The 16,198-nt window shown below is 42.4% G+C and carries 13 protein-coding genes; 6 read left to right on the forward strand and 7 right to left on the reverse strand.

Features of this window, described 5'->3' with window-relative positions; translation table 11 throughout:
• Window positions 1–20: 20 nt before the first annotated feature.
• The 3 genes from LCL89_RS11575 to LCL89_RS11585 all read right to left on the reverse strand — a co-directional run bounded on the left by LCL89_RS11575 (window position 21) and on the right by LCL89_RS11585 (window position 3,065).
• On the reverse strand, window positions 21–866 hold the full coding sequence (locus LCL89_RS11575) for a DegV family protein (RefSeq protein WP_224810222.1): 846 nt from the start codon (window positions 864–866) through the stop codon (window positions 21–23).
• A gap of 231 nt (window positions 867–1,097) precedes the next feature.
• Window positions 1,098–1,775: a response regulator gene (locus LCL89_RS11580; protein WP_197317477.1), complete on the reverse strand. Its 678-nt coding sequence runs from the start codon at window positions 1,773–1,775 to the stop codon at window positions 1,098–1,100.
• Window positions 1,776–1,925: 150 nt separating this feature from the next.
• Window positions 1,926–3,065, reverse strand: a complete 1,140-nt coding sequence (locus LCL89_RS11585; protein ID WP_224810223.1) for a sensor histidine kinase — start codon at window positions 3,063–3,065, stop codon at window positions 1,926–1,928.
• A 172-nt stretch (window positions 3,066–3,237) separates the two neighbouring features.
• Here LCL89_RS11585 and LCL89_RS11590 point away from each other — a divergent pair, with 172 nt between their 5' ends.
• Together LCL89_RS11590 and LCL89_RS11595 are read left to right on the forward strand one after the other, a co-directional pair.
• Window positions 3,238–3,879, forward strand: a complete 642-nt coding sequence (locus LCL89_RS11590) for a YigZ family protein (protein WP_224810224.1) — start codon at window positions 3,238–3,240, stop codon at window positions 3,877–3,879.
• Between the two features lie 17 nt (window positions 3,880–3,896).
• Entirely contained in the window at window positions 3,897–4,907 is a 1,011-nt protein-coding gene (locus LCL89_RS11595) for an LCP family protein (protein ID WP_224810225.1), read from the forward strand.
• A 107-nt stretch (window positions 4,908–5,014) separates the two neighbouring features.
• On the opposite strand, the gene LCL89_RS11600 is transcribed toward LCL89_RS11595, so the two are convergent.
• Complete coding sequence (locus LCL89_RS11600; RefSeq protein WP_224810226.1) at window positions 5,015–6,058, reverse strand: glycosyltransferase family 4 protein; 1,044 nt, start codon at window positions 6,056–6,058, stop codon at window positions 5,015–5,017.
• Window positions 6,059–6,572: 514 nt separating this feature from the next.
• Between LCL89_RS11600 and LCL89_RS11605 the strand changes: the two genes are divergently transcribed.
• The gene (locus tag LCL89_RS11605) at window positions 6,573–8,033 is read left to right on the forward strand and encodes an APC family permease (protein WP_224810227.1); all 1,461 of its coding nucleotides are present in this window, start codon (window positions 6,573–6,575) and stop codon (window positions 8,031–8,033) included.
• A 37-nt stretch (window positions 8,034–8,070) separates the two neighbouring features.
• Here the strand turns inward: LCL89_RS11605 and LCL89_RS11610 are convergent, their stop codons facing one another.
• Window positions 8,071–10,716 (reverse strand): chitobiase/beta-hexosaminidase C-terminal domain-containing protein, encoded by a 2,646-nt coding sequence (locus LCL89_RS11610; RefSeq protein ID WP_224810228.1) that lies wholly within the window; start codon window positions 10,714–10,716, stop codon window positions 8,071–8,073.
• A gap of 238 nt (window positions 10,717–10,954) precedes the next feature.
• Here LCL89_RS11610 and LCL89_RS11615 point away from each other — a divergent pair, with 238 nt between their 5' ends.
• Complete coding sequence (locus LCL89_RS11615; protein ID WP_224810229.1) at window positions 10,955–11,989, forward strand: LCP family protein; 1,035 nt, start codon at window positions 10,955–10,957, stop codon at window positions 11,987–11,989.
• 56 nt (window positions 11,990–12,045) lie between these two features.
• On the opposite strand, the gene LCL89_RS11620 is transcribed toward LCL89_RS11615, so the two are convergent.
• Both LCL89_RS11620 and LCL89_RS11625 read right to left on the reverse strand, forming a co-directional pair.
• A complete protein-coding gene (locus LCL89_RS11620; protein ID WP_224810230.1) occupies window positions 12,046–12,309 on the reverse strand; it encodes a hypothetical protein in 264 nt (87 codons plus the stop codon).
• Between the two features lie 208 nt (window positions 12,310–12,517).
• A complete protein-coding gene (locus tag LCL89_RS11625; protein ID WP_224810231.1) occupies window positions 12,518–12,724 on the reverse strand; it encodes a YkvS family protein in 207 nt (68 codons plus the stop codon).
• Between the two features lie 276 nt (window positions 12,725–13,000).
• Between LCL89_RS11625 and LCL89_RS11630 the strand changes: the two genes are divergently transcribed.
• Window positions 13,001–13,525, forward strand: a complete 525-nt coding sequence (locus LCL89_RS11630) for a YdcF family protein (protein WP_224810232.1) — start codon at window positions 13,001–13,003, stop codon at window positions 13,523–13,525.
• A 179-nt stretch (window positions 13,526–13,704) separates the two neighbouring features.
• Window positions 13,705–16,155, forward strand: a complete 2,451-nt coding sequence (locus LCL89_RS11635) for an alpha-amylase family glycosyl hydrolase (RefSeq protein ID WP_224810233.1) — start codon at window positions 13,705–13,707, stop codon at window positions 16,153–16,155.
• Window positions 16,156–16,198 lie beyond the last annotated feature (43 nt).

The following is a 16,198-nucleotide window of genomic DNA, read 5'->3' on the forward strand; positions in this document are numbered from 1 at the left end:
AAACAGGTGCTTACTTATTATCAGGATTTTCGGTACCAGCCGAGGCCGATGGCACCTTCCCCAAGGTGGGTTCCGATGACAGGACCGAAATAACTGACCTCGATATCGACATTATCATGTTTTTCTTCAATTTCTTTCTTAATCTCTACTGCTTCATCTGGGCGGTTGGCATGAATGATGCAGGCTTTGTACTGCCCGCCTTCACTGACCAATTCCTCGAATAATGAGATGATTTTTCTGATTGCTTTTTTCCTTGTACGGATTTTTTCATATGGGACGATCTTCGTATCTACGAAGTGAAGGACCGGTTTCACTTGAAGGAGGCTGCCTACAAAAGCCTGGGCACCATTCAACCGGCCACCTCTTTTCAGGTGACTCAAGTCATCGACCATGAAATAGGCATTCATCGTCTGTTTCATTTCATCCATACGAGTCAAAATCTGTTCCGGCGTCGCTCCATTTTCTGCTAACTCGGCCGCTTCCAATGCATAAAACCCTTGCATGAGACAGCTGATTTCCGAATCATACACATGCACCTCCAGGTTTTCCACCATTTCAGAGGCTGTATTCATCGCCTGGAAGGTTCCGCTGATGCCACTCGAAAGGTGGATCGCTACAACCGCATCATAATTTTCAGCGAGTTCTTCGAGTTTTTTAGTCATCAGACCAATCGCAGGCTGTGATGTTTTAGGAAGCTTTTCTCCTTCTTTGACCATATCGTAGAAATCATCTGCATTTATGTCGACTTCTTCCTGATAGGATTCATGACCAAAAATGACGTTTAACGGCACCATATGTATGTTTTTGGCCTTGCGGATATCCCTGGGCAGGTAAGCTGTACTATCGGTAAGTACCGCTGTTTTCATTATATATTCATCTCCTTATCGCGAATGTATAAGTATGTATTTTCCATTCTCTTGTACTATCATTCTACATGAACCCCTCATGCATTGCACCACCAAACTGGAAATCTGTCTATCTGTATCCATGGAATCATAGGGTTAAGCTTGATTGTTTTCAGGGTTATTCTGACGCAATGAAAATGGCACCGGACCAGGAATACTTCATCCTAATCCGATGCCTATTCATCACTGCATTTAAATGACTTCTACCCAGCCATTTTTGATGGCGGTGACGACCGCTTGCGTACGGTCATTCACGTTCATCTTTTGCAAAATATTACTTACGTGGTTTTTAACCGTTTTTTCACTGATATATAACGCCTCTGCAACACCCCGGTTACTATTACCGTCTGCTAGAAGCTGAAGAACTTCGCACTCACGACGAGTCAGCAGATGAAGTGGTTTGCGGTACTCGATGGTACGATAAGCGTTGTTACCTTTATTTTCAGATAGACGACGATACTCAGCAACAAGGTTGTGTGTCACTTTTGGATGCAGGTAAGACCCACCATCGCTCACGACTTTGATTGCATCAATCAACGCATCAGAATCCATTTCTTTAAGAAGGTAGCCTTTTGCCCCTGTTTTCAATGCATGTGTCACGTAGTTCTCATCATCATGGATGGAAAGAATGATCACTTTGATTTCTGGGTATTTCTTTGAGATTTCTGCTGTAGCTTCGACTCCATTCATGCTTGGCATATTGATATCCATCAATACAACATCCGGCATGTACTGCTCAATCAATGGAAGTGCGGATGAACCGTCGTCCCCTTCCGCCACGACCTCGAAACTGGATTCAAAGTCTAAAATTCTTTTTACGCCTTCTCTGAACAATTTGTGGTCATCAATAAGAACGATTCTGGTCGTCATAGTCTCTTCCTCCTATTACTTACAATGGTATACCCTAATCTGTTTTCTCTCTTTTTCTATCTTTTATCTCTACGTCTTTTTTATAAACCCTAATCCTATCTAACTCCTATTATAAACGATTCATGTCCATTTACATAGTTCTTCCTAAATTTATCTATTAATTGGTAAATGAATCGTGACCTTTGTCCCTTCTCCTATACCTGATTCGATAGAAAGCTCACCTTCCAGCATTTCTACCCTTTCTTTCATCCCTACGATTCCGAATGAGTTTTTCTTTGTTTTATTCGGATCGAATCCTTTCCCATCATCTTTGACCAAGATCGTTGCGGTCTCTCCTCTCATCTCCATCTTCACATGGATGAATGTGGCTTCCGCATGTTTGACTGCGTTCTGTACAGCTTCTTGAATCAAACGGAAAAGAGCGACTTCATATTTAGGTTCTAGTCTCCGTTCTTCTCCGAGGGACGTGTACTGGATTTCAATGTTGTTATAGTCTTCGATGGTGGCCAGGTATTTTTTCAAAGTAGGGATCAGCCCTAAGTCATCTAAAGCCATCGGCCTCAGATCGTAAATGATACGCCGCACTTCATATAAAGCTGAGCGGACCATCTTTCGAACACTTTTCATTTCACTTAATGCTTCATCAATACCGCGCTCGCGATATGTACGGTCTACGAGGTCTGAGCGTAGCATGACGTTCGCAAGCATCTGAGCCGGGCCGTCGTGGATTTCTCTGGAAAGGCGTCGCCTTTCCTCCTCTTGTGCTTCAATGATCTGAAGACCGAATTTCTGTTTTTCTTTTGCATCTTCCAGCACGTTTGAGACTTGTTTGAAATCCTCTTTCAGGTAATTCAATACGACTGAAATCTTGCCACCCAATGCCTCCGCACGATCGATCGTTTCATCCAAATTCCTCAATCGGAACTCCAGATCATCACGGCGGGCACGAAGCTGTTTTTCTTTCTCTCGGTTCATTGATAAATCCATCTGCAGACTGTGGGTCTGCTCGTACACTTTACGGATTTCTTCTTCGGAATATTTCTGGAATTGTTTGCTCACTTCAGATAAGCGCACTCGTGATAAGCGTACTTTTCTCTCAAGAAGATCGCCTTCATTGATCAAAGACAATACTTCTTCTTTTGTCTCTAATAATTCCTGATTCAGCTTTTCAAACTCATGGCGGGAATCCTCTCCAATTTCAAAGATCTCATCTTTACTATTGGATACCGTATCTATCATTTCTTCTATGATATGATCAAGTGCGAAATCCCTAAATTTTTTATCACTCATCAAAGTCCCTCCATCAATATTCACAACACACTCATTCGTTTTACCTAAGTATTTTTATGGGGGTGTTCGATTACGAAATCTAGTAAGTATTTCTATTTTCATACATAAGATTCCTTCATTTGCCGGATAGAACCCCGGGTTATATAATGAAAAATTAGGAGGTTGGACAACGATGTTAGAAACTTATCATACAGTCAAAACTGAAGGATCCGAAGAGGTTATTATCCAAAAATCCCGATTCATCGGGTACGTGAGAAGATGTGAAACAGAAGAGGAAGCACAGGCTTTCATTCAGGAAATCAAAAAGAAGCATAGCGATGCGACCCACAACTGCTCTGCCTATATGATCGGTGAGCATGATTTGATTCAGAAAGCGAATGATGACGGGGAGCCGAGCGGCACAGCAGGAGTTCCAATGCTTGAAGTCTTGAAAAAGAGGGGATTGAAAGATACTGCAGTCGTTGTGACCCGTTACTTCGGCGGAATCAAATTAGGCGCAGGCGGTTTAATCCGGGCATATGGTGGTACGACATCGACAGCGATCGATGCGACCGGCGTCGTCCGCAGGCAATTGATGAAACAAATGAAAGTGACTGTCGATTATCACCTGCTTGGAAAACTTGAAAATGAAGTCCGTAATTCGAAATATACGCTGGATACGATTAATTACCTGGAGAATGTGGAACTAATAATATATGTAGAAAGTGGTCAAGAAACAGAATTTGAAAGCTGGATTGTCGATTTAACAAGCAACCAAGCTCAAATCACTATTGGAGAATCATCGTATGTAGAATTTGATGTCACTCCAGAATAAAGGGGTAATCGAACATCATGAGTCGCAAAAAAGTGAAGTATGTCATTTGGGCTCTCGCTTTCATTCTCCTGTCGGGAGTGGGAGCCGCTGCCGGGTATGCTGCGTATATTACGGATAAAGTGAAGCAGACAGCCACCGACTCCCACCAGGCTCTGGACCGGGGTAAAAAATCGGACAAGCGCGTGAAAGTCGTAAACCCTGCTAAAGATCACACATCCGTTCTGTTTGTAGGTATTGATGACAGTGAGCAGCGCACTTCAGAACATGCAAGGTCTGATGCACTCGTCTTAGCGACGTTCAATGACGATGAAAAATCCATCAAAATGGTCAGTATCCCCCGTGACTCCTACACCTACATTCCTGAAGTCGGCTACAAGGATAAAATCACCCACGCCCATGCTTTCGGAGGTATCGATGCGACTGTGGAAACGGTCGAGCGCATGTTTAATGTCCCTGTCGATTATTATGTGAGGCTCAATTTCAACTCATTTGTAGAAGTCGTCAATTCCATAGGTGGGATTACGTATAATGTTCCTTTTGATATCAAAGAACAAAATAGTAAAGACCAATCAGGAGCTATTGAACTGAAAAAAGGATACCAGCATTTGAATGGTGAAGAAGCCTTAGCGCTTGCACGGACGAGAAAGTATGACAGTGACCTGGCCCGTGGCCAGCGTCAAATGGACTTGATACAGGAAATCATCCGCCAGGCAATGTCAGAAAATGCGATTGGTAATTTCAGCGGGATTATCGACTCCATCAATAACAACCTCAAAACAAATTTATCCTTCGATGAAATGATCAGTTATAAAGATTACTTCCTTACCAAAGAAGGGTTATCTTTTAACAAAATGCAGATTAAAGGTGAAGGAATGAGGAAAAATGGCGTTTGGTATTACAACGTACAGGAAGACAGCCTTTTGACTGCACAACAACAATTAAGGACCCATCTGGATATAGAATCCCCAGAAAATCAAGGAAATATGAATTCATTTGCAGAAGATGACGAACAAGATTCCTCTATGTAATACAAAGGCGTTCCTCAACATTCAGGAACACCTTTTCAAATTTCCTTAATTTACGACGAAATATTTCCCGGGGAATGACAAAAGCTGTCTCAAAAGAGACAGCTTTTTTATCGCTTACGATAATCCCTGATAAAGTTGAGAATCGGCTTATAATCCTTACCGATCAAACCTGTCATTTCGACAATCAGTTCAATCATCAGGAACAGCATTCCAATGACCAGCAGGGACCCATACATGGTTGCTTGTGAGAAAATCACAGCTGCTAGACTGAATAAGGCACTAACAGCATATATCATCAATACAGTTTCCGGATGACTGTAACCTAAATTGATCAAACAATGGTGTAAATGGGACTTGTCCGGTGCTGATAACGGTTTACGTTGTATTACACGGCGAACGATGGCAAATAGTGTATCTGAAATCGGAACACCTAGTATAATAACTGGAATGATGAAAGAAAATAAAGTTACATTTTTAAAGCCCAGCAGGGACAGGACACTGATCATGAAACCTAAAAATAATGCGCCGGTATCCCCCATGAATATTTTGGCTGGGTAAAAGTTGTAGATAAGAAAACCTAAGGTACTTCCTAACATCATTAACCCTGCGAAAACTACGAATACGTTCCCCATGGTGATCGCCATTCCTGAAATCGTAAGAAGAGCTATTGATGAAACTCCGGCAGCAAGTCCATCGAGACCATCAATCAGATTGATGGCATTGGTTATCCCGACAATCCAAAGGATCGTGATCGGAATACTGAGGTAACCGAATTCCAGCTGCCCGCCGAATGGAAGGTTGATGTACCCCACTTGGACACCACCAAGAACGACGACAACAGCAGCGAGGAGTTGTCCACCTAACTTCACTTTAGCGGAGAGCTCTCTCATATCATCTAAGACACCCGTGATGATGATGATTGTCGCTCCTATGAATACAGGCCATGTATAATTGCTTTCCGGGAAGAAAAACAGCAGGCCCGCCGCAAAACTTAAGAATATCGCCAAGCCTCCTAAACGGGGCATTACGATCTTGTGCACTTTACGATGGTTGGGCTGATCGGTCGCACCGATTTTAATTGCGATTTTTTTAACAAGCGGTGTGATTAAAATGGAAGCAATAAAGCAGAATAACAAGGCCTTATACTCCATAAAGACCCTCCTCAGGTTTATTATGTCCTCTCCGACACGTTGTAAGCTGATATATTTTTTCCATCATGCATTGCATAGATGTTGGTTATTGTCGAACACTAAATCTTAGAAGATTATAGCACAAGAACGGGCAATCGAATATATATTTTTTTCTTCATTACCCGTTAGCCGAATTTGCGAGTAAATAAACTTCAAACGAATAGAAAAAAGTAAATTTATTCCATATATAAACCTTCTATATTCTAGACGATTCAAACTGGTTAAAGTTTCACTACTCAGCATTATTTTTTTGGTGGCATGAAAATCTCTATACTTCTTCGCTACCCTTGTAACACTTTGAGGGGGTCATCAAAAAAATGACGATTTTTAAAGAAAATCATCATTTTATGTTTGAACGTTAATCAAGTAGTCAATATAACCCTAATGGAGTTATATACAAAAGAACATTTGCATACAGCCGGAAGTATACGTAAAATCGGTGCGTATGGTTAACAAATAGGAGGATTAACGTCACATGGAAAAAAGAGAACGAAAAAAACTTGAAAGATCTTTGAAGCCTCACTGGGTCTGGGCCATTGCCTTTGGATCTGCGATTGGCTGGGGAGCCTTCGTCCTTCCGACGGACTGGATCAGCCAGGCAGGACCTCTCGGAGTTGTCATTGGTATCTTGTTAGGCGCAGCCCTTATGATGGTGATCGGAGTAAGTTATGGCTTCCTTATTGAAAAATTCCCCGTCACAGGGGGAGAATTCGCATACGCTTATATCGGATTCGGACGGAGTTTCGCATTTATTGCCGGATGGTTTTTGACGCTCGGATATATATGTATCGTCGCTTTGAACGCATCTGCTTTGGCACTTTTAGCTAAATTTCTATTCCCGGAGCTTGTCCGGACAGGTAATCTATACACTGTCGCAGGATATGAAGTTTCCATTATTCAAATCGCGATTGCAAGTATTGCACTTATCTTATTTGCCTTTTTAAACATTCGCGGAGCAAGCTTTTCCGGTCGGACGCAGTTTGTATTCAGCTTAATCTTAATTGCAGGCATTACACTTTTAGCCTTGGGTGCGATCTTTACAGAAGGACCGAGTGTCCAAAATATCACGCCGGCCTTCAAACCTGACCAGGCTGCCATCGCATCCATCCTATCGATTCTGGCGCTCGCACCTTTCGCCTACGTCGGTTTCGATAATATCCCGCAGGCGGCTGAAGAATTCAAATTCGAACCTAAAAAAGCGTTCGGTCTGATCATCTGGTCACTTTTAGCTGCCGGCCTTGCCTACAGCGCAATGATTTTAATCACGGCAAGTACGATGCCTTGGCAGCAGCTGCTCGCTGATATTGAAGCCAGTAATTCTGTCTGGGGTACAGGAGACGCCATTGAAAGCTATATGGGAAGAATCGGTGTATTTGTCATCGGCATCGCTGTTACTATGGGAATCTTTACTGGACTGAACGGTTTCTACATCTCAGCCAGCCGTTTGACATTTGCTATGGGCCGTGCCCGGATTTTACCGAACATGTTCAGAAAGCTTCATTCCAAATATCACACGCCTTATGTAGGAATACTATTTACGATGGTGGTCTGTCTGATCGCCCCTTGGTTCGGAAGACAGGCGCTGCTCTGGGTAGTGGATATGTCGGCCACCGGTGTAGCCATCGCTTATTTCTTCTGTACAGCGACGGCCTATAAATTCTTCCGCTGGTCCCCAAGCCAGGCTTCCAAAAGTAAGGAAGATGTCGTGGCTCCAGGTAAGAAACTCTTATCATTGATCGGGGTCATCAGCGCACTAGGGTTCCTTGTACTGCTGTTATTCCCAGGTTCACCGGCCTCTTTAGGAAAAGAATCGTATATGGCACTTGGAATATGGATCTTGATAGGAATCATTTTCTACGCTTTCAACGCCAAGCGCTACAACAGCATCGATAAAAAAGAAATGAACTATCTCATCCTAGAACGAGAAGAAATATAAAGAGAAAACTCCCCGTGCAGCACGGGGAGTTTTTTTATCATTCAAATTCCACTTCACCGAAATATTGATTCCAAAAATCATCAAACCAGCTGAACCACTTTTCATCATCCTTGGCTTTATTTTTCTTGATTTTGATTTGAGCAAGGACTGGATCGTGGTCACTTGCCCGGCCGGATTCCTTAGAAAAATCCGAGTTGATGTTTACGGTTTCGATTTTGGTGTCTTTTTTCAAATTGTGACTGACTAATATGTGATCCAGCACTTGTGAATTGCCTTGATAAATATACGTATACCGTTCTTCATGAGGAACTTCTTCCATCATGTTCTTCAGCACATTGCCTTCAAGGGTATCAATAGGGGAAGAGAATTCAAAGTCATTCAGGTCCCCTAGAACCACAACTTTCGCATCTTTCATTTTTTCATCCACTTTATTCACGAACTTGTTGACGACAATCGCTTGCTGAAGGCGCTGCTTTTCAGAGTTCAATTCTACCGGGTGAGAAGATCCGAATAAAGCGTCGTCTCCACCCTTGGAATTGAAATGATTGGCAACGACAACAATTTTTTCACCATTGAATACAAATTCAGCTGCCAGCGGTTTTCTGGAGTCGTAAAAAGCTCCGTTTGTCGGATCAATTCTTCCAGGGTTTAGAGTTAAGCCATCCTCTTTCACATCTACTGCTGTAGTCGCGTCCCCATCAGGCTTCTCCGGCATAGAAACTCGATCGGGATTGTAAAGGAATCCGACACGAATGTTTCCACCGGGCTGCCCGCCATCCTCTTTGTCTTCAGGGGCGATATCAGTAAATTCATAGGAAGGTCCACCAGCTTCTTTAATCGCATCAATCAACTTTTGATAACTCTCACTTGCATCCACCGTTCCATCATCTCCAGGACCATTATTGTCCTGCATTTCAATCAGTCCGATGATATCGGGAGTATTCAATCGATCGACAATGGAAGAAGCGATTTTCTTCACTTTTTCAGGTTTGGTTTCGGCTGAGAAATTTTCAACATTATAACTGGCTACAGTCAGTTTGATTTTATTGTTTTTCAATTTCGCTTCCTGCCGCTCTGTTCCTCCATCTTTTATAGAAGGGAAATCACCGGTCGGACGAATTTTGAAATTACTATAATCGTAACTGACTATCCCTGTGATACTTTCTTCAAAATAATCACCGGTCTTCGCCTGGACCCCTAAGCCTTTAACATCCACTAAAATACGTTCCGGATTAAGATCTTCTTCAGAAATCAATAACCCTTCCGCTCTGGTAAACAGTTGATCTTCACTTGCTTCGACAAACACAGGGAGCTCATCATATTTGACCGGGCCGCTCACTTTCGGCTCAGGAAGCTCGACTAACATCCCCTCCAGGCTTTCATAGAAATCCAATCCGTCTTTTTTTGGATCGAATGAATCCATTCCATCGTTTTCTATCACTTCTGTCGGTTGTTCACGGTCTTCTCCAATGACTACAGGGGCAGGGAGATCATGGCTGGATGACAATACATTGACGTCATACGCTGATATTTCAGTCGTCAGCAAATCATCAGCATCGTTAAAACCATCTTCACGCCATTCTTTGACTTTTCCTGTGATTTCTAAATGATCGCCTACTTTTAAAGAATGCGACTTGTTATATACAAGAATCCCTTCTGATGTGGCGATATCATCATCGGGGTTCAGGCTTTGCATGTAAAAAGTGTTTTTTCCATCGACTTTTGTCACCACACCTTCGACTCCTTCAACGACACTCCCTGCATAAGGAGAGATATGTCCTGCCCCCTGGATGTCATGGATCTCCAGTTCATCCAAAGGCTCTAAAGCCGTGTAAGCAAAGGTAGAGACTTCACTTAGCTCCCCGTTTTCACGGACAGCTACTGCTTTAATTTTAACGTCTTCCTGGATTTCTATTGGACCTGTGTATTTCTGACTGTCTGCATTCGGAGTCGAGCCATCTACCGTGTAATGAATGCTTGCTCCAGGTTCCGCTGTGTTCAGGGCTACTTCTTCTCCTGTAACCACTCCACCGGAATCAGGGGTCGCTGTCACAGAAAATATCTTTTCAACGATATCGGAGGAGCTGCGGGGCAGCAGCTTGTAATCTCCGTAACTGTAACTGACTACTCCTTGAATCTGTTCATAAGTCTTCCCGACTTCAAGACTTTTTTCGACTTGAGGCTGAATTATGAATGTTCCTTCTTTATCTTCAGCTGTGTAGTTCCCATATTGATCGACCTGTGTAATTTCCACCGGTCCTACCTGAACAAGCTCCGCCTCCACTTCTTCTCCAAAATCAGAAGAAGTGATTTTCTTAACTTCGGGTTCTCCTGCTTTTTCTAGAACCTTCACTTGGGAAGAGTCAGACTGGATTTGCTCTAAACCATAATGTACATAGAATTCTCCACTCGCTTGAACTCGATCACCAACCTCAATATTCAATCCCTCTGCTCTCACGACAATACCCGCAGTATCATCTTGTATGTAGAGGTTGGTTTCCCCTCCTACATCAAATGAGGCTGTTGCAACACCTTTGGCAGCTACCTGAGCTCCACCTTTGCTTTTTCTCACATCCGCTATAGATTGTACTTCTTCCGCCGCGCTCATTTTGGACACAGGGGTTATGAATGTACAGACCAAAAACAAAATAAAAAGACTATAAAAAAACGATTTTCGAAACATACGGTTCCTCCTTCAACATTTTCCTACATGGATTTCATTCCCACTATAAAGAACAAAAAATCCAATTAGTATGATTTTCTTGTTAAAAACGATAATTCATTCCAATTATCCGATACCAAATACCTATATATGACAAGCGGTTTACACTTTTTCCTTCCATAGAAATATGTCCTTCGGGTGTTTTCATATATGATAGAATAAGAAGTTGAGAGATTGGTTAGTATGTGAGGTGAACACCATGAGCAAAAGAATGGAACGTATTCGAAGACGTAATATAAAAAAGAAAAGACGACGTATTGCAACAATATTGATCATGTTCGCCCTGTTGATCGGTGGCGGATTTTACTTCGTTTCTCAAGTCTATACAGCAGCGTTTACGGATTTAAATCGAGGAGACAAATCAGACAAAAGAGAAGAAGCCGTAGATATCGGTGATGACCCAATTTCTATTTTATTAATGGGCGTTGAAGATTATTCGACAAACGGCGAAGCCGGACGGGCAGACACGCAAATCGTGATGACCCTCGATCCTAAAACGAACAAAATCACTATGACCAGCGTCCCGCGCGACACTAGAGTCACGATTCCAGAGGAGAAAGTCGGAAGAAAATATGCAGGTCAGCATAAAATCAATGCCGCCTACTCAATGGGAGAAGTGTCGGGGTATGGTGGTGAAAGATTGACGGTCGAAACCGTAGAAGAATATCTCGACATTCCAATTGATAAATTCGCAACAGTCAATTTTGATGGATTCATAGAGATTGTGAATTTATTGGATGGGGTAGAAGTGGATGTCAAAGAATCTTTCTGGGAACGAAGCAGCCTGGATTGGTATAAGAAAATCGAGTTCGATGAAGGCCCGATGGTGATGGATGGAGAAGAAGCACTTGCCTTTGTACGTATGAGGAAAAGGGAAGCGAACTTGGTTTATCCTCGTGAAGAACGTCAGCGTCAGTTCATAAGAGCGGCCATCAATGAAGCGATTTCTGCAGGTACACTGTTCAAAGCCGGAGACATCGCGGATGTACTGGGAGAGAATGTGTCCACAAACTTATCACCGAGAGAACTTTATTCAATCCAAAAAGTTTTTTCATCGAAAAAATCAACGACACAATCCTACTCGATTGAAGGAGAGAATAAACGCCTGGAAAATGGTTTGTATTATTTTGTCCCCTCAGATGAAGGGCTGAAAGAAATTCAAACGAAATTGAAGAAAGAGCTGGGGCTGGTCAAAGCCCCGGATAAAGAACAATCTAACCAAACTTCTGCCTGAACGTAAAAAGCCCGTTTGAGATCTACTCTCAAACGGGCTTTTTCATCATTTCATCATCAGGAAGCAACTCTCTCAAAAACCAGCACGCCATTCACTTTCTTGAATCTGTAAGGACCTTTGAACTCAAGAAAAGGCTTCACTCCTGCGTCCTTGATACTGATATGATGAATGACTGGTTTCGTTTCCTGAATTCTCCTGAATGTAGTCTCCGTCAATTGGCGTTTCGGTTCGATGACAATCGTCTGATCAATACGAACACTGTACCTGCCAAAAACAGATAACTCTTCCATGTCTAAAAATAGTCTGCTTAGTTGTGCCAACCCACTTCACCCTTCCCTTGTTGATTCAGAAGCGATTCGCACATCTCCTAATCCTCATCTATTATAGTAGTACAATTTCCTATAACTTCCTACAGCATTTTGCACTATATTCAGGTTAAGCTTAATATTTTACAATATATTCTTTTATGACAGCAGACCTTCACTATAAATAACCCCCTCTCAGAGGAGAGGGGGTTACAGTGATTTATTAGTCTATAATACGGTAATTTGTATGGGCAACCACCGTACGATCGTATTCAAAATCGATTTCATCCAAGTTATCCATGATTGTCAAATCAACAATAACCGACCGTTGGCATTGACTAGGGATGACTTTCCCTGTAAAAGTGATATCATTCCGTTCAAAAGTTACGACTTGACCAGGTGTTGCTACTCGTTCATCAGGCTTGATCATAATTTTCCTACCCTTCCTCTACCACATTTTCAACAGCGTTGAATCGGCTTTCATCAAATTAACAAACAATTCTAATAAAAAGGTTTACAGATAATGTTACTCTAATCGACAAGAAATTACAAGTGTCAAATCCCTATAAATTTTCAAAATATGGTTTAATGTTAAGTCTAAAGAGTTATAGTAAAATATTCCATAATGTAGAGAGGCGGTCATCCATTGAACTTTTCCATCCGACAAATAAAGAAATACATACTTCTTACACTAGCCTCCACCTTTATGCTATGTGTGTTGATTTTAATGCTCCCGTTCATTCTCGGCGCTGATTACCTGGAAATAAAAAGCGATGCGAAGCCGTCTGAAGCAATCATCCTTCTCAGCGGCAGTAAAGAGCGGATGGAGAAAGCCGTAGAACTTTATGAAAATGGATGGGGAGAGAAAATCATCCTTACCAATTCGAAACACCAATGGACTACTGTTAAAAAGGCAACAGAGCTCGGGGTTCCTGAGGACGACTTGATTTCAGAGCCTCATGCTACAAGCACATTCGATAATGCACTCTTCTCCAAAGAGATTGTGGAAAGAAAAAATATCAAATCCGCAATCATCGTGACCAGTGACTATCATTCGCGGAGAACCCGAATGACTTTTGACGATATCTACGATCACCAGATTGAACTTACCTATTCCTTCGCATCATCATTCTTCAATCCGAAAGATGGTCTATCTAAAGTAGAAGAATTTATAGCTTTCTCTGAATATGTGAAGCTATTCGGGTATTGGCCCAGGCTGTTGTTTGTCTGAGGCCCTGTGCTCTCCCCCTGATTCACACTCTCATTTGAGAGGAAGATATAACCATAGCCTTGTAGACAAAGGAAATCATTTCCTTTATAATGTAAGCGATTGCAAAGAAACCATTTAGAAAGTAGGGAGCTGCCTTGAAAAAAAGTTGGATTTTGCTTATAAGCTTATTAGTTTTTTTAGTGTCATTTGCGCAACCGGTTGCACAAAAGGTGGTAAAGGCTGAAGAACAACAGTACTCTTCCGTCGTCTTACGCGGAAACGCAGCGTCGCTTGATTGGGGTTCAAATGATAACCCTCTTCATTATGACGGCGCAAATGGTGTATGGAAAAGTGAACCTATTGCATTAGAAGGTGGAAAAGAGGTTCAATTCAAGTATGTGTATGATGGAAACTGGATGAGTGGAAGCAACTTGTCCTATACCCCTCCACAGGATGGGGATTATGTTTTCACCTTTTATCCCCAAGAAATGCGAACAGTAGATGTAGATTTTGCAGCTACACAAGCTGGAAGTCTTACGTTAGAGGTGACTGTGCCTGAAGAAACACCGGGCTGGGTAACCCCTACCCTTGCTTCTAGTAAAAATAATTTCAATTATACAGCGGCCCCCTTAACTAAAACCGGTGAACGAAAATATGAAGTAACCGTTTATGGAGAACCCGGTGAAACTTTATCTTATTTATACAGTCTTGGTGGAGAACCTTACAAAGAAGAACGAGACCAACCCAGGACAGTCACATTCGCTGAAGAAAACCAAACGTATGAAGATCGCATACAAGACTGGGTGAATATTCCGATTGCCAAGGACATCACTCATGATTTCAATTATTCCCCATATACCCCTGATCAGAATGATGCTGTCGAAGTGACAGTCAAAGTGGATCATTACGGAAATGTGGACAATGGAGCTATTTATTTCACTACTGATGGTACGACACCAAAAGGAAAACGCGGACAAGCTCAAAGTGGGCAGGTCTCAGCGCTGAGCGTCATTGATAAAACCACTAAAGATGGCTTACACACGACAACATTCACAGGCACGATTCCTGCACAAGCGAATGAAACGAGAGTCAAATACAAAATTGATGTATGGAATTCTGCTATCAAAGGCTCTCAATTTGCAGATAATGACGTTCTTTATTCTCAAAAAGCTACGGAGTTCGCCTATTACGTGGACGACTTCCAATCACCAGAATGGGCGAAAGAATCTATCATCTATCAGGTGTTCGTCGATCGCTTCCATGATGGAAGCAGCAAAAACAACACCTCCGTGAATGAGACCATTCCTTACGATGAGCAGTTGAAAGGATGGATGGGAGGAGACCTTCAAGGGTTACTAGAAAAGCTTGACTACATTGATGACTTAGGAATAAACACCATTTGGGTTTCTCCGATCTATGAAGGGCCATATTCTCACGGGTATCATCCGACGGACTTTATGAACATCGACCCACGCTTTGGGAACAATGAGTTAATGAAGGAACTCGTCCACAAAGCCCATCAGCGGGATATCAAAGTCATTTACGACCTGGTACCGAATCACACCTCCAATCAACACCCGTTTTTCCAGGATGCTTTGGATAATGGAGAGTCCAGCCGGTACTATGACTGGTATACATTCTTGAAATGGCCGGAAAGGTATGAAACGTTTTATGGCATTCAAGAACTTCCAGAACTGAACAACGACAACCCGGAAGTGCGGGACTACATGCTGAATGAAGTCGTTTCTTTCTGGATGGAGGACATCGGTGTGGATGGCTTCCGTTTAGACTATGCAAAAGGACCGAGCCAAAGCTTCTGGGTGGATTTCCGTCATAAAGTGAAAGAGATTGATTCAGAAGCATTCATTTTTGGTGAGATTTGGGACAACCTGGATACCATCGATTCCTACACAGGCAAACTGGATGGGGCGATTGACTTTGCTACTCAATCGGCCATCTATGATACTTTTATAAAAAATGATTCTATGGATCAGCTGGCTGACTCATTGAAAACGATACGCAGCACATATGGCCAGGAATATCTGCCTGCCACATTCCTCGACAGCCACGACATGCCTCGCTTTATCTATGAAGCTGATGGAAATGTGGAAACGATGAAAATGGCAGCCACCCTGCAATTTACCCTGCCAGGCGCCCCGATCATCTATTACGGGGATGAAGTAGGATTATCTCAAAGTGGAGATCATAACGCAGTCAATGAGTGGAAGGACAGATACTACCGTGAAATGATGATTTGGGATGAAGAAAAACAAAATCAAGACTTAAAAGCCTATTACGAGCAATTGATCGAGATAAGAAAAGACAATGAAGCTTTGACACACGGTGACATGAACATTCTTTATTCAGATGAAGATGTCATGGTCTTAGAACGTGTGCTGGAAGATGAACGAGTGCTTATCCTGTTTAATAAAAGCTCTAATCAACGCAGTTTAAATATAGCTGGCTTTTATTCTGGCAGTGATGATCTGGAGCTGGAGTCATTGCTTTCCGAAAAAGAATACGAAAATGAAGAAGGCATCTTGTCTATTCCTCTACCATCAAACACTGTTGAAATCTTTGAAGTCGATGGTTTTGAAAGCTTAGAAGATGATGATGAAGAAAATGAGGAAGACGAGGAAGATGCAGCTTAAAAAATGCGCCCTGCGGTTTTGTACCGAAGGGCGCATTTCTATT

The sequence above is a fragment of the Halobacillus yeomjeoni genome (assembly GCF_020171525.1).
Classification (GTDB): domain Bacteria; phylum Bacillota; class Bacilli; order Bacillales; family Halobacillaceae; genus Halobacillus; species Halobacillus yeomjeoni.

What these genes read in the sequence shown, in the direction of transcription:
- LCL89_RS11575 (WP_224810222.1), bottom strand. Translation starts at nt 866, where the DNA reads ATGAAAACAGCGGTACTTACCGATAGTACAGCTTACCTGCCCAGGGAT.
- LCL89_RS11580 (WP_197317477.1), bottom strand. Translation starts at nt 1,775, where the DNA reads ATGACGACCAGAATCGTTCTTATTGATGACCACAAATTGTTCAGAGAA.
- LCL89_RS11585 (WP_224810223.1), bottom strand. Translation starts at nt 3,065, where the DNA reads ATGAGTGATAAAAAATTTAGGGATTTCGCACTTGATCATATCATAGAA.
- LCL89_RS11590 (WP_224810224.1), top strand. Translation starts at nt 3,238, where the DNA reads ATGTTAGAAACTTATCATACAGTCAAAACTGAAGGATCCGAAGAGGTT.
- LCL89_RS11595 (WP_224810225.1), top strand. Translation starts at nt 3,897, where the DNA reads ATGAGTCGCAAAAAAGTGAAGTATGTCATTTGGGCTCTCGCTTTCATT.
- LCL89_RS11600 (WP_224810226.1), bottom strand. Translation starts at nt 6,058, where the DNA reads ATGGAGTATAAGGCCTTGTTATTCTGCTTTATTGCTTCCATTTTAATC.
- LCL89_RS11605 (WP_224810227.1), top strand. Translation starts at nt 6,573, where the DNA reads ATGGAAAAAAGAGAACGAAAAAAACTTGAAAGATCTTTGAAGCCTCAC.
- LCL89_RS11610 (WP_224810228.1), bottom strand. Translation starts at nt 10,716, where the DNA reads ATGTTTCGAAAATCGTTTTTTTATAGTCTTTTTATTTTGTTTTTGGTC.
- LCL89_RS11615 (WP_224810229.1), top strand. Translation starts at nt 10,955, where the DNA reads ATGAGCAAAAGAATGGAACGTATTCGAAGACGTAATATAAAAAAGAAA.
- LCL89_RS11625 (WP_224810231.1), bottom strand. Translation starts at nt 12,724, where the DNA reads ATGATCAAGCCTGATGAACGAGTAGCAACACCTGGTCAAGTCGTAACT.
- LCL89_RS11630 (WP_224810232.1), top strand. Translation starts at nt 13,001, where the DNA reads ATGCTATGTGTGTTGATTTTAATGCTCCCGTTCATTCTCGGCGCTGAT.